Genomic DNA, 13,748 nt, shown 5'->3' with positions numbered 1-13,748 from the left:
AATGGCGGTTTTATGTTTAGGGTTAATTTCTTTCATCCAACAACTAAGGTGCCTTAAAGGGGTTTAAAAATTAAAAACATGAGAAGAAAAATTCCATTTGTGCCAATACTAATATTTGCATTGGTATTTCTATCCATTAATGGTTACGCCTTAAATGTATTGGCGCCCATTATTGCTGCGCCAGTATTACCTTGGCTATGGGCTTTTCCAATCTCACTGCTAGGCGTGTTCTCGTTTAGCGTAGTTCGGCTTAGTGTAGATGGGTTTAATACCATGTTTAAAATTAGCGCACACACCCTGCTGGTTTACTTTGTTTCTTTACTTGTTTTAATATTAACAGCATTACTAACAGACATTTATAGATTGGCTACAGCAAGCATTAACTACCTTGCTAAAGGAAATTTTAGTTATGCCGAAAGACCATTAAACGCTATATATTTAGGAATGCTATTAAGCCTGTTAATCATCTTAGCTTTTATCTATGGAATTTTTAAAGGCAAATATGCTTATAGGGTTATTAAACATACGCTACATTTTGATGACTTGCCACACGTATTCGACGGCTTTAAAGTAGTGCAGATTTCTGATGTACATGCCGGTAGTTTAAAGAATCCTAAGGCGGTACAAAAAGGCATCAATTTAATTAATCGCCAACAGGCAGATTTGTTTGTATTTACCGGCGATTTGGTAAACAATAAGGCCGAAGAAATAAAACCTTACCTCAACCATTTTTCGCAAATTAAAGCCCCATTTGGTCAGTTTTCTGTATTGGGCAACCATGACTATGGCGATTATACCGCTTGGCCAAATAACGCTGCAAAAAGAGAGAATTTAGAACAGCTAAAGAAATATCATGCCCAAATTGGCTTTAGGTTGTTACTCGATGAACACGTAGAGATTAAAAAAGACGATCAGAAAATTACCTTAGCTGGCGTAGAAAATTGGGGCTTGGGTTTTGGCGAACGTGGAGATTTAGAAAAAGCCCTTCGGGGAACAACAAAAGATGATTTTAAAATCCTACTATCTCACGATCCTACACATTGGGAAGCACAGGTAAAAAAACATGCTTCGAAAATACAGCTAACCTTGGCTGGCCATACACACGGAATGCAATTTGGAATAGAAGCTTTTGGCTTAAAATGGAGCCCCGTTCAGTTCCGCTATAAGCATTGGGCTGGCGTTAAAAAAGAAAACAACAGGTTTTTGAACGTAAATAGAGGCTTTGGTTTCATCGGCTTTTCTGGAAGAGTAGGCATTTGGCCAGAAATTACGGTCATCGAACTTAGAAAGGCAAAAACAACCACTTAAAAATCAGCGGCAAACAAAAAACATTACTAAGATTGTAGCGTTTTTGTAATAGCGTTCGTATTAGAGGTATGAGTTAATGGCAAAAGCCATGTTATTTTAATTATTTTATATCATGATGAAATTTTCGTTAAAGTATAAAGCCATCGCTACGGCGTTAGTGCTTTCGTTAGGTTTAGTTTCTTGTTCTAAAATGGACAATAATTATGAACCAATTCAAGTATCTGGACTAAACGTTATCCAAGCATCTCCTACTACCGAATTGTTAGACGTGTATGTAGATAATTCTAGAACTAATCAGAATTTCGATTTCGAGTTTGGTGATAAAATTGGCTATTTAAGTGCCTATTCGGGAAATAGAACCTTCAATGTAACTAAAAAAGGAAGCCTCACTTCGTTAAAGAGCCTACAACACGTACTTAAACCACAAATAGGTTATTCGCTTTTTGTAGCAAATACTTTAGAAGATATCGAACTTGTAATGCTTGAAGATAATTTAGAGAAACCAGCTACCGGAAAAGCAAAAATTCGCTTCGTAAACTTAAGCCCAGACGGCGGTACTTTAAATCTAAATATAGATGGTGCTGCAACAGATTTAGTTACTGGCAAAGCGTTTAAGGAACATAGCGATTTTGAACCTATTGATGCCGCACAAAGCGTAACGTTTAACATAAAAGACGCTACTAATGGCACTACCGAAACAACTGTTACCCAAAAAATTGAAGAAGGAAAAATTTACACCATTTACGCCAAAGGCCTTAAAGCTAACACTGGCGATACAGGTTTTTCTTCTAAAATATTTGTACACAGCAACAACTAACGTCTCTTAAAAGCAAAATACTCCATCGCCAATGCAATGTCGAGAAACCGCAAATTGTCTAAGCAACAAGGTTTCTTCTATTGCATTGGCGTTTTTTGTGCTTTATTATTACCTTTAGCTAACAAGCATTTAAGCCAAGGTAAATTCGGTTATATGACAAGGTTTCTATTTAGTATTATTCTCCTACTATGGAGTTATCATAGCCAAGCTAACACCGATACCATTATCTTAAAAAATCATCTCAAGAACATTACCAAAACACCTGCTTATCGAAACCACCAAAACCTAACACAACTAAACGCCATTGCAGATTATATCAAAACCGATTTCCTGAAATATAGCGATAGTGTTTCTTTTCAAGAGTACGAAGTAGATGGCAAGATGTACAAAAACGTAATTTGTTCTTTTGGTACAGCAAACCAACAACGTATAATTGTGGGCGCCCATTATGATGTTTGTGGTAACCAAGAAGGAGCAGACGACAATGCAAGCGGTGTAGTTGGCCTGCTAGAGCTAGCTCGACAATTAAAAGAGAAAAAACTAAATAAAAGGATTGATTTGGTTGCCTACACCTTAGAAGAACCGCCCTATTTTAGAACCGAACACATGGGGAGCTACGTTCATGCCAAATACTTAGCAGAACACCAAACAAACGTTTTTGGAATGTTATCGGTAGAAATGATTGGCTACTTTAAAGACGAAAAGAAAAGCCAAGAATATCCGCTTGGCATTTTATCTTGGTTTTACGGCAGCAAAGGCAACTATATTACCTTGGTAAATAAGTTTAGTAAAGGAAAATTTGCCCGACAGTTTAGCAATAACTTTAAAAAAACCAGAACAATCAGCACAAAAAAGTTTACTGGTCCAAAAGCATTGCCCGGAATTGATTTTTCGGATCATTTAAACTATTGGAATTTTGGTTACAGCGCACTAATGATTACCGACACCTCATTTTATAGGAATAAAAATTATCATAAAAAGACAGATAAGCTAGAAACGCTAGATATTAATAGAATGGCAAAAGTTATTGATGGCATTTACCTAACTTTGCTAGCGTTAAGTAATTAGAAATGGAGAAAAAGGACATCAAAAAGTATATTTCAAACGGTATTTTTATAGCTATTTTGGCATTGCTACTCTTCGTTCCATCGGCCAAAGCTTTATTACTGCAAGGCCTAATGAAAATAGGCTTATTCAATCCTAACGTAGAAACGGAAAAAGTGGCAACCAGCCCATCGCTAGATTTAAGGTTTAAAGACCAAAACGGGAAAACAGTAACCCTAAACGAATTAAAAGGCAAAGTAGTTTTCGTTAACTTTTGGGCTACCTGGTGCCCGCCTTGCTTAGCAGAAATGCCATCGATTAATAAATTGTACGAACAGCATAAGAACAATGCCGATGTGGTTTTTATTATGCTAGACGCCGACAACAATTTTGAAAAGGCAACGGGCTATATGAAATCTCGAGAATATACCATGCCCGTATATCAAATGGCCAGCAGCGTTCCAGAGCAGCTTTTTGCAGGCTCGTTACCTACTACGGTAGTTTTCGATAAGCAAGGGCGTTTATCTTTTAAACACGAGGGAGCAGCAAATTACAACAGCAAGAAATTTGTAGCCTTTATAGAGAAGCTGAGAAATCCCTCTCTGCCTTCGGCATCTCTCCCCAAAGGATAGAGAAAAGCATTTTGAAAGTAACTGCCTATTTCGCAGATGAGTCTTGGAGTTTGGATATTGTAATTTGATTATTGGTTATTAAAAAATTTCATATACGTTTTCCTGTCTATCATTTCGGCACCTAAACTTAGTAAATGGTCGTTAGGCAACTGGCAATCTATCAATTCGAAATTTGTTTGTTGGCAAAGGAAAATTAGGGCTGTTTTTGAGGCATTACTTACCAAGCTGAACATACTTTCTCCGCAAAATACATTGCCAACGGCTATACCATAAAGTCCGCCCACCAAATGGTCGTTTTGCCAAACTTCCACGCTGTGCGCCCAACCTAATCTATGTAAATTGAGGTAAGCTTCTTGCATTTCTTTGGTAATCCAAGTGCCAGGCTGGTCTTTACGAGGTATTTTGGCACAATTGGCAATCACCTTTTCAAAAGCTAGATTAACCGTTACTTTAAAGCTGCCATTTTTCAAAGTTTGCTTCATGCTTTTGCTCACCTTAATCCTATCGGGATAAATTACGCACCGCTCATGTGGCGAATACCAACAAATAGGATCGTTTTCGCTAAACCACGGAAAAATACCGTTATGATAAGCCAGAATTAATCTTTCGGCACTTAAATCGCCACCAATGGCAAGCAAGCCATCTTCATTGGCTAACGCATGGTCTGGAAATACAATTTCATCAACAGGTAAACTGAAAACCATGGAAGGTTATTCCGTTTTCACAAAAACCATCAATAACGTTTCGTTTTGGTACAAGTAAAGCTTATTTCCCGAAACTTTGCCAGCTGTTACTTTTTCTAGGTCTGCATAATATCTATTTTCTGCATCGGCTACCGCTTCGCAATACATTTTAGTGCCAAAAATCTTGCTAAACTGTATGGCATTGCCATTAATTACGGCACTGCCTCCGTAAGAATTACAGAAAGACTTGCCACCAATTTTATTTCCGGCCGTAATATTTAGCGTTGCTTTTGCTGCGGTTGGCAAGGCTTTCCCAGGCCATTCGCCAAGCTCCCATTTCGTATCTTTTTGGGTAATCAATTTTAAATCTTTGGTGCAGGCTTGTAGTGCAAAAACTACAAACAAAGCCATCATAATTTTCTTCATATTATTTCTAGTTAATTAAACCTATTTTTTTGGAGTGTGCAATGGCATCTTTACTATGTTCAAAAATACAAGTACTAATGTTTTTGTCCTCTAATTTATTCAATATTTTTTGTGTTTCGAATAATTTAGATTTTCTTACGTTTCGAATATAAATAGCAATTACATTTTCACCATACTTTTGAGCAATTTTAGCATAAATTTCTGTGTCTTTCTGTGAGTTATCGCCAAAAAAAACAAACTTCTGGTTCGGAAACGCATCTATAATACGCATAATGCGCATCAATTTTCCCTCGTGTCCTGTTTTCCCTGTTTTTAGTAAATCTTTACATCGTTTTAACTGATTCAGCAAAAATGTCCCTTCCGGAAAACCGTTAAAGCGAAAAGTCTCTACCAAATAATCGTACAAATTCCATTCACTGCTAGACACGTAGAAGAACGGATTGGGCTGTTGAACTGTGGTATGTGCATTTGCCAAAAGTTCGTAATGAGCCCTCGTAGATTGAAATGTTTTTCGAGTTCTTGGATTTTTTAATAATAGCTCTTTCAATCTTTTAGCAATGGTTTTCGAGTACGACACCATCATCGTATCATCAATATCAGAAATAAAAGCGTACTGCGTAATGTGCGGAATGTAAAGCTTACCGCTTGATGTTGCTATTTCTTTACCCTCTTCATTAAAGGCAGTTACATTTACTTCATGCCAGCCAGCCCCCACATTCTTCTCTGCTGCCCATTCAAATTTAAAAAAACCATCATAAGCCGCGTTAGTAATCACCTGTTGTCCGTTAAAACTTAGCCGAACCTTAGCAAAAGGATAGGGTTTGAGCACAAAAAGCTTAAAAACGTGCATCAAATTAACAAAAAGACCATTTTTATAGCGCTGTTTTGCCTTAGCTCTATATTTAAAAACATGCCCATACACCACTAAATTATGGGTGTGGCCATAACCATGATATATTTTTACTTGAGCTCTTTTTTTCGACATCTAATATTTAAAACAGAGTACCACAAATGTTGTTTTATATCATATTATTTAGATGACCTATAAAAACCATAAACAACGTTTGCTATTTGTAGTAAACCAAGGCTCTGGCAATAAAGACGAAAGCCTTAGCCAGCTTATTATCAATTATTTCAGCAAAAGCGAAATAACCATTGAGCTATTTGAACTGCCCCGCAAATGCACCGTAGAACAGGTAAAAAAAGCAATCGACAAAACAAAAGCAGATAAAGTTATTGCCGTAGGCGGCGATGGCACTTTAAAATTGGTTGCCGAATGCCTGTTAAATACCGAAACACCCATCGGCATTATTCCGGCTGGCTCTGCCAATGGCATGGCTAAAGAACTAGGTATTCCGTTAAACATTGAAGAAGCACTAGAACTTGTTATTACAGGCCACACTCAAAAAATACATGCTACATTAGTTAATAACGAACTTTGTATCCACCTATCAGATATTGGCTTTAACGCCTATCTCGTTAAAAAATTCGACGAATTACCTACCCGAGGGATGTTAACCTACGCAAAATCTGCATGGCATGCCTTTTGGAACCACCGAAAAATGGAGGTACAGTTTAAAATAAACAATCGCAACATTAAAACCGATGCAGCAATGGTAGTTATTGCCAATGCAACCAAGTACGGCACAGGTTTAAAAATAAACCCAAACGGCAAATTAAACGACAATGTTTTTGAAATAATTTTAATCAAGGAATATGCCGTAATGGAAATCCTAAAAATATGGATCAGCAAGCTACCTTGGAACCCTAAAAAAATTGAACGCTTCCAGGCCTCGGCAGTGCAAATTACCACTAAACACAAAGTACATTTTCAGGTAGATGGCGAATATTTGGGCAAAACCAACAAAGTAGAAGCTAAATTACTCCCAAACGCCATTAGCGTGATTATGCCTTAATTTATAATGTGCTTTAACCGTAAGGTACAGCCGCACAAACTCGGCAGCAAAACAAACCTTCAATAAAATAGGGAACCAATTATCATCGTAATTACTAAAAGCCTCTGGCAGTAAAGTGATAAATCCTATAGAGAAAACCCACAAATACAACCTAAAAAGAAATTGAATGTAGTAGCTAATAAAGCCATATCTTTTTTGAAAGAACAAACCATAGGCCCCAATTGCCACCAGTACAAACATAGGAAACATTAACAGACCTTGAATCTTCTCCGAAAGCAGCGTAAATTGAGAAAAATGCTTTGCTACAGCCCACAGCTGCATCGCCATAAAAACCAATGATATGAGATCTAGAAAAGAAAATACACGAAGAAGTACACGCATGTTTAGTTACAATATTTGGCAAGCAGCTTATCCGCTTTTGTAGCGCCCATATATTTCACAAACTTAAGATCTTCGCAAGCGCTTTGCAAATCGCCCTGACTAATTTTTCTCTCTGCAATAGCTATTTTTCTTGTCAGGTAAGCGTCGTCAATTCCCATTTCTTCCTTCAACGCAACAATTTTCTCTTCTTCTACCACATTTGCTACCCCTTGTGCTAGGTTTTTATAAAAATCAGTAATCTTCTTAAGCGAAACCAAGTTATCATTGTACTGCTTTATGGCCAGGCCCACACTGGCCGGGTTTATTTTTTCGCAACCATAATCTTCTAACGAAAACTTCATCGGCGCACGAATAAGGAAAGTGGTATCGTAACCAACAGGCACAGTCCACTTCCCACTCGTCAGTTTAATTAAGCGCAGTGCCTCGTCATCTAAATCTGCACCAATGCCTTTAGTTACTCCTGCGTAGGTAATCTCGCCTTTCTTATTTATTTTAAACGCCACCTCCACACTTCCCTCAATGCAGTTTTCTTTGGCATATATGGGGTAAATCGTACTTACTTTCACAAACGCTTCCAGGCCATTTTTAAGGGTAGGTTGTTGAGCGTTTAGTTGGAATGACAAAGTCATCAAGAAAATTAACATCAATCGGCTCATACCTAAATTTACGAATTATTAAGCAAAGCATAAAACTTGCATTGGTTTTATTGCTCAATTAATTTTTTCAGAAAAGCACTAACAGTAATGCTATCATCCTAAAGCCCCGTTTTACGCTTTACTTCGTGTTCGCTACAACCGGGTTTATTAAACTTAAGGCAATGCTACTATCTAAGAAAGACCTTTCCAAAGCCTAAGGCTTCCCGCCTATACCAATTCAGCTCCATCTCAAAATTAGCCCCTTAGAACTTATTCAGGGCCAAATCACCCTTTAAACACGTATAAGTAGTTGTATAAAAAATGAGCTAAAGCCCCACAGTTCACAAACAAATGCCACAACTCGTGGCTATGCAAATATTTGTGTAAAGGCTTATCTTTTGCGTAATAATAAGTACCGCCAATATAGAAAAGGCCGCCCAAAAACAACCAAAACAAGCCCATTGCTGGTACAGTTTCAATCATCTTTGCCATAAACGGAATAATTAAACAGCCCATGGCAATGTACAGACTGGTAGAGAGTTTGCCCTTTTTTAACTTATTGAAAATTTTAAGCAGGCAGCCTAAAGTTGCAATTAGCCACACCAAGCCAAACAACAACCAACGCAACCAACCATCAAAAACAATTAGTGCAGTGGGCGTAAATGAGCCTGCAATCATTAAATAGATACAACAATGATCAAATTTTTGCCAAAACCTAATGCCATATGCTGTTTTAGGCACGCTATGATAAATGGCACTTACGCTAAAAAGCAGTAAAATACCACCATCGTAAACCAGCGCAGCGGTAGTTTCAAATATAGTTGTCGATTTTTGAAGCAGTAAATACAGGCCTGGCAATGCCAACACCGCAGGCAAGAAATGGGTAATAAAATTTCCGGGTTCGCGGATGTATTTATTCATTCTCGCCGTTTTCCCTACCGTCGGTATCTTTCTCTGAGCGTTCTTTTGCTATTTTATCAAAAATTTGATCCATACGCTCTACATATTCGTTGGTATCATCAACAAAGAAAGTTAAGGTTGGTATTACCCTAGCCTGGTGGCGAATACGAGCCCCTAATTTATACCTTATTTCGCCCGCATGCGAATTTACCGTAGCTACCGATAAGCTCGTATTGTTTGTATTTAAGAAACTAAGGTAAACTTTAGCCACCGCCAAATCTGGCGATACACGCACCTTAGTAATCGTTACCAATGTATTTGGCAAGTAAGCAGCGCCTTCACGCTGAAAAATTGACGCTAATTCTTCCTGTAATAATCCTGCAAACTTCTTTTGTCTGTTACTTTCCATATCTTAATAAATTACCAAATCACAATATTCAATTACCAATAATCAAATTCCAATTACCAAACCATAATACTTGCTATCCAAACCTGTTTTACCTCGTTTCAAAAAACTTAAAAGATATTGGGTATTAAATTGGGATGTAAAAATACTTATATTTAATTAATGAACAACCCAACAAATTTTGACTTAGAGAACAGAACTTTTCTTTTTGCAAAAGCTGTACGAAGTTATTGCAAAGATGTTTCTCTAAACATAGCCAACGCACAAGACATTAAACAAGTAATAAGGTCCTCTGGCTCTGTTGCTGCAAACTATATTGAAGCAAATGAGAGCTTAAGCAAAGTAGATTTCGTTTATAGAATAAAAATTTGTCGAAAAGAAGCTAAAGAAACCAAGCTTTGGCTAAATCTGATAGACATTAACGACAGGCCCTATTTAGACGACATCAAAAGCAAGCTCATTGACGAAGCTGGACAACTCACCCTTATTTTCAACGCAATCATTAAAAAATCGAGCTAGGAATATGCTATAATGTTATCGCTAGTTTGATTTTTGTTTATTGATGATCAGCATCTAACTAATTTGGCAATTGCTGCTTGATTATTGGTTATTTCTAATATAGCAACTTATCATACGGATAACGCGTCGTATGAATATCCTTCACCTTATCGTACAATAATGTTCTAAACTCTTCTAAATTTTCTTTTTTCGTAGCCGAAATAAAGATTGCCGGTGAATTATGTTGTGCCATCCAAGTTTTCTTGAAATCTGCTAAAGTTAATGGCTCACGCTGTTCATCCACATCTACCAAATTATCAAATTCTGGTGCAACATAGGCATCAATTTTATTGAACACCATAATAGTTTCCTTATCTCTGGCACCTAAATCTTTTAAAGTTTCGTTTACCGTATGTATTTGGTCTTCAAAATTCGGATGCGAAACATCTACCACATGCACTAAAATATCAGCCTCGCGAACTTCGTCTAGTGTAGATTTAAAACACTCTACCAAATGGTGTGGGAGTTTTCGAATAAACCCTACCGTATCTGAGAGTAAGAAAGGCAAATTCTCAATCACCACCTTGCGCACCGTAGTATCTAGGGTTGCAAACAATTTATTTTCTGCAAACACATCAGATTTAGAAAGCATGTTCATGATGGTTGATTTACCTACGTTGGTGTAACCTACCAAAGCCACTCGAATGAGCTGTCCGCGGTTTTTACGTTGTGTTTCGTTCTGCCGGTCAATCAATTTTAAGCGTTCTTTTAACAAAGTGATTTTCTCTAAAATCATCCTTCTATCGCTCTCAATCTGGCTTTCGCCTGGGCCACGCATCCCAATACCCCCTTTTTGTCGCTCTAAGTGGGTCCACATACGGGTTAAACGAGGTAATAAATATTGTAATTGCGCTAGTTCTACCTGCGTTTTCGCTTGTGCAGTTTGCGCTCTTCCAGCAAAAATATCGAGAATGAGGTTACTTCTATCTAAGATTTTAACCTTTAGTTCTCTTTCAATGTTACGCAGTTGCGATGGCGAAAGCTCATCATCGAACACTACAATATCAATTTCTTCTACCTTTACATAAGTTTGAATTTCTTCTAACTTACCCGTACCCACAAAAGTAGCACGGTCTGGCTTTTGCATACGTTGGGTAAAAGTTTTTTCTACCACGCCACCTGCCGTATTCACTAAAAAAGCCAGCTCATCTAAATATTCTTGGGTTTGCGCTGGCTTTTCGCCGGGCAAAGCCACCCCTACTAAAATCGCCCGCTCTTGCTTGGACGCTGTATCATAAAATTTCTGTCTTCCCATTAATTACTACAAAGATACGAATGGATTTACGATTTACGATTTTTAAACTTACGATTTGATTGACAACTTGAATAACACCTCAAAATGCGGGATGTTTTATCGGTCACAGCATTTATCCCGATTACGGGATGCACAGATTTAAAAACGACTGAATGAAATTAATTTATTCTGTGGCTAAATGGTTTTAATCCTTAAGCTAGGAAAACCGCAACCTTGCCAAGAACCACCTCACTCGCTCTTCGGAATTTGCAATTCCGAAGTCCTATCGGCAGATTTTTAATTTACTATAACCGTTGTGCATTACAAATGCACGGGGTTCGCGATTACAAATCACGTACAGCACATGTCGGCCACAGATGCGCAGATTTAAAACATACCAATCGGCTACAATTTAATCTGTGCATCTGTGGCTAATTTAATCTCGGTTTAAGATTAATAATATTAAATTTACCGCTTTTAAAACTAACAATGAACAATCACCTACAACATATCTCTACCACGTTAAACATCAATAGCAAACAGGTTAATGCAACATTAACGCTTTTAGATGAAGGGGCAACGGTGCCTTTTATTTCTCGTTACCGCAAAGAGTTAACGGGCAGTTTAGATGAAGTGCAGATTGCTGCAATTAGAGATTTAGCACAGCAGCTAAAAGAACTAGACAAACGCAGGGAGGCGGTTTTAAAATCAATTACCGAACAGGGAAAATTAACGCCCGAGCTTGAGAAGAAAATTAACGCTGCAGAAACATTAACCATTTTGGAAGATATTTACCTACCGTATAAACAAAAACGTAAAACCAAGGCATCGGTAGCGAGAGAAAAAGGCTTGGAACCTTTGGCTTTGCGTATTTTAGCACAAAGCAGCATCGATGTAGAAAACGAAGCCACTGCTTATATTGATGGTGAAAAGGGATTAGCAAATGCCGACCAAGCTTTAGCTGGCGCAAGGGATATTATTGCCGAGATCATTAACGAAGACGCAGACACGAGAACCAAAATGCGCAAGTACTTTGAGCAAAAAGCAACTTACAAAAGTGTAGTAGCTAAAGGCAAAGAAACCGAAGCTATTAAATACAAAGATTACTTTGAATGGGAAGAAAGTGCGAAGAATGCACCATCGCACCGTGTTTTGGCCATGTTACGTGGCGAAGAAGAAGGTTTGCTAAAACTAGATGTATTGCCACCAGATGAAGAGGCTATTTTATTGTTAGAAAAACAATTTATCACTGGAAATAATAGCGCCAGCCAGCAAGTAGAATTGGCCATTTACGATGGTTACAAACGTTTACTTCGCCCCGCTATGGAAACCGAACTAAGAGCAGCAATTAAACAAAAAGCAGACGAAGAAGCGATCCGAGTTTTTGCAGCCAATGCTCGTCAGTTGTTAATGGCGGCACCTCTAGGGCAAAAAAATGTAATGGCCATTGACCCAGGTTTTAGAACCGGCTGTAAAGTGGTTTGTTTAGATAGACAGGGAATTTTATTGGAAAATACTACCGTTTATCCACACACTGGTCAAGCAAATATTAAAGACGCGGAGTGGAAAATTAATCAGCTTTGCGAAAAATATGAGATTGAAGCCATCGCTATTGGAAATGGAACTGCTGGCAGAGAAACCGAAGCTTTTGTGCGTGGTTTAAAGTTAGCCAACGTAACTATCGTGATGGTGAACGAAAGTGGTGCTTCAATTTACTCGGCATCGCCTTTGGCCAGAGAAGAATTTCCCGACCATGATGTTACGGTGCGTGGTGCGGTTTCTATTGGCCGTAGGTTGATGGACCCCTTGGCAGAATTGGTAAAAATTGACCCGAAATCTATTGGTGTTGGTCAGTACCAGCATGATGTTGACCAAAATAAATTACAACAAAGCTTAGATGATACCGTAATGAGTTGCGTAAATGCTGTTGGCGTTGAACTGAACACGGCATCGAAACAAATTCTAGCCTACGTTTCTGGCTTAGGTGAAAGTTTAGCACAAAATATTATCAATTACCGCACTGTTAATGGGGCTTTTAAAAACAGAGCAAGCTTGAAAAAAGTACCGCGTTTGGGCGAAAAGGCTTTTGAACAAGCGGCTGGTTTTTTGCGTATCCGCAATGCCGAACAGCCTTTAGACAGCAGTGGTGTACACCCAGAGCGTTACGATTTAGTAAAACAAATGGCTAAAGATTTGGCTGTTTCTGTAGCAGAGTTGATGAAAAACACAGCATTACAAAAGCAAATTAACTTACAAAAGTACGTGAGTTCCGAAGTTGGTTTACCAACTCTGCAAGATATTGTGAAAGAATTGGCCAAGCCGGGTCGCGACCCACGTGAGCAATTTGAGGCTTTTAGCTTTGCCGATGGCGTAAACAGCATTGAAGATTTGAAAAAAGGGATGAAGCTGAAAGGAATTGTAACCAACATTACCAATTTTGGTGCTTTTGTAGATATTGGCGTTCATCAGGATGGTTTGGTGCATACCAGTCAGTTGGCCAACAGATTTGTAGCCAACCCTAACGAAGTGGTAAAAGTAAGCCAAGTGGTACAAGTTACCGTAACCGATGTTGATGTTGAGCGCAAACGCATTTCTTTGTCGATGAAAGAGGATGGCGTTGCCAAGGACAAAGAACAAGGAGCAAGGAATAAAGATGAGGTACAGAAACGCAACGAGCAAACTCGTAAACCATTTAACCAAAATCCACATAAAAAAGAAAAAGAAGTTGATGGTGATTTGCAAGCTAAATTGGCAAAATTGAAAGGGATGTTTAAGTAGCCAATGGCTACTTAAACATCTTTATAACCG

Annotated in this window: 15 protein-coding genes; 7 read left to right on the top strand and 8 right to left on the bottom strand. The window is 38.2% G+C overall.

Annotated elements, in window-relative coordinates; all coding sequences use genetic code 11:
* The first annotated feature begins 78 nt into the window (after positions 1 to 78).
* The 4 genes from B3I52_RS14920 to B3I52_RS14905 all read left to right on the top strand — a co-directional run bounded on the left by B3I52_RS14920 (position 79) and on the right by B3I52_RS14905 (position 3,801).
* Positions 79 to 1,308: a metallophosphoesterase gene (locus B3I52_RS14920; protein ID WP_293302720.1), complete on the top strand. Its 1,230-nt coding sequence runs from the start codon at positions 79 to 81 to the stop codon at positions 1,306 to 1,308.
* A 112-nt stretch (positions 1,309 to 1,420) separates the two neighbouring features.
* Positions 1,421 to 2,125 carry a DUF4397 domain-containing protein gene (locus tag B3I52_RS14915; RefSeq protein WP_293302717.1) on the top strand — a complete coding sequence of 235 codons (705 nt, stop codon included), beginning with the start codon at positions 1,421 to 1,423 and terminating at the stop codon, positions 2,123 to 2,125.
* A 36-nt stretch (positions 2,126 to 2,161) separates the two neighbouring features.
* A complete protein-coding gene (locus tag B3I52_RS14910; RefSeq protein ID WP_293302715.1) occupies positions 2,162 to 3,193 on the top strand; it encodes a M28 family peptidase in 1,032 nt (343 codons plus the stop codon).
* Between the two features lie 2 nt (positions 3,194 to 3,195).
* Complete coding sequence (locus tag B3I52_RS14905) at positions 3,196 to 3,801, top strand: TlpA family protein disulfide reductase (RefSeq protein WP_293302712.1); 606 nt, start codon at positions 3,196 to 3,198, stop codon at positions 3,799 to 3,801.
* Between the two features lie 68 nt (positions 3,802 to 3,869).
* Here B3I52_RS14905 and aat read toward each other — a convergent pair whose 3' ends face one another.
* The 3 genes from aat to B3I52_RS14890 are packed head-to-tail and all read right to left on the bottom strand — an operon-like array spanning position 3,870 to position 5,895.
* Positions 3,870 to 4,505 (bottom strand): leucyl/phenylalanyl-tRNA--protein transferase, encoded by a 636-nt coding sequence (gene aat / locus B3I52_RS14900; protein ID WP_293302709.1) that lies wholly within the window; start codon positions 4,503 to 4,505, stop codon positions 3,870 to 3,872.
* A gap of 6 nt (positions 4,506 to 4,511) precedes the next feature.
* Positions 4,512 to 4,910: an META domain-containing protein gene (locus B3I52_RS14895; RefSeq protein ID WP_293302707.1), complete on the bottom strand. Its 399-nt coding sequence runs from the start codon at positions 4,908 to 4,910 to the stop codon at positions 4,512 to 4,514.
* Between the two features lie 7 nt (positions 4,911 to 4,917).
* Complete coding sequence (locus B3I52_RS14890; protein ID WP_293302705.1) at positions 4,918 to 5,895, bottom strand: App1 family protein; 978 nt, start codon at positions 5,893 to 5,895, stop codon at positions 4,918 to 4,920.
* 52 nt (positions 5,896 to 5,947) lie between these two features.
* On the opposite strand from B3I52_RS14890, the gene B3I52_RS14885 reads away from it, so the two are divergent.
* Complete coding sequence (locus B3I52_RS14885) at positions 5,948 to 6,826, top strand: diacylglycerol/lipid kinase family protein (RefSeq protein ID WP_293302703.1); 879 nt, start codon at positions 5,948 to 5,950, stop codon at positions 6,824 to 6,826.
* On the opposite strand, the gene B3I52_RS14880 is transcribed toward B3I52_RS14885, so the two are convergent.
* The 4 genes from B3I52_RS14880 to rbfA form a co-directional block, all read right to left on the bottom strand.
* A complete protein-coding gene (locus B3I52_RS14880; protein WP_293302701.1) occupies positions 6,791 to 7,207 on the bottom strand; it encodes a hypothetical protein in 417 nt (138 codons plus the stop codon). The two genes, B3I52_RS14885 and B3I52_RS14880, sit on opposite strands and share 36 nt — an antisense overlap.
* Before the next feature lie 2 nt (positions 7,208 to 7,209).
* Entirely contained in the window at positions 7,210 to 7,863 is a 654-nt protein-coding gene (locus tag B3I52_RS14875; protein WP_293302699.1) for a TonB family protein, read from the bottom strand.
* 264 nt (positions 7,864 to 8,127) lie between these two features.
* Positions 8,128 to 8,763, bottom strand: a complete 636-nt coding sequence (trhA, locus tag B3I52_RS14870; protein WP_293302697.1) for a PAQR family membrane homeostasis protein TrhA — start codon at positions 8,761 to 8,763, stop codon at positions 8,128 to 8,130.
* On the bottom strand, positions 8,756 to 9,151 hold the full coding sequence (gene rbfA / locus B3I52_RS14865; RefSeq protein ID WP_293302694.1) for a 30S ribosome-binding factor RbfA: 396 nt from the start codon (positions 9,149 to 9,151) through the stop codon (positions 8,756 to 8,758). The genes trhA and rbfA overlap by 8 nt, the downstream gene beginning before the upstream one ends.
* Positions 9,152 to 9,310: 159 nt before the next feature.
* On the opposite strand from rbfA, the gene B3I52_RS14860 reads away from it, so the two are divergent.
* Entirely contained in the window at positions 9,311 to 9,667 is a 357-nt protein-coding gene (locus B3I52_RS14860) for a four helix bundle protein (RefSeq protein ID WP_293302691.1), read from the top strand.
* A gap of 94 nt (positions 9,668 to 9,761) precedes the next feature.
* Here the strand turns inward: B3I52_RS14860 and hflX are convergent, their stop codons facing one another.
* Positions 9,762 to 10,961 carry a GTPase HflX gene (gene hflX / locus B3I52_RS14855; protein WP_293302688.1) on the bottom strand — a complete coding sequence of 400 codons (1,200 nt, stop codon included), beginning with the start codon at positions 10,959 to 10,961 and terminating at the stop codon, positions 9,762 to 9,764.
* Positions 10,962 to 11,429: 468 nt separating this feature from the next.
* Between hflX and B3I52_RS14850 the strand changes: the two genes are divergently transcribed.
* On the top strand, positions 11,430 to 13,718 hold the full coding sequence (locus B3I52_RS14850; RefSeq protein WP_293302686.1) for a Tex family protein: 2,289 nt from the start codon (positions 11,430 to 11,432) through the stop codon (positions 13,716 to 13,718).
* The last annotated feature ends 30 nt before the right edge of the window (positions 13,719 to 13,748 follow it).

The organism is Pedobacter sp. UBA4863 (assembly GCF_002399615.1).
Taxonomy (GTDB): domain Bacteria; phylum Bacteroidota; class Bacteroidia; order Sphingobacteriales; family Sphingobacteriaceae; genus Pedobacter.
Note: the sequence above shows the minus strand (reverse complement) of the source record. Positions and strands in the feature narration are given on the sequence as shown.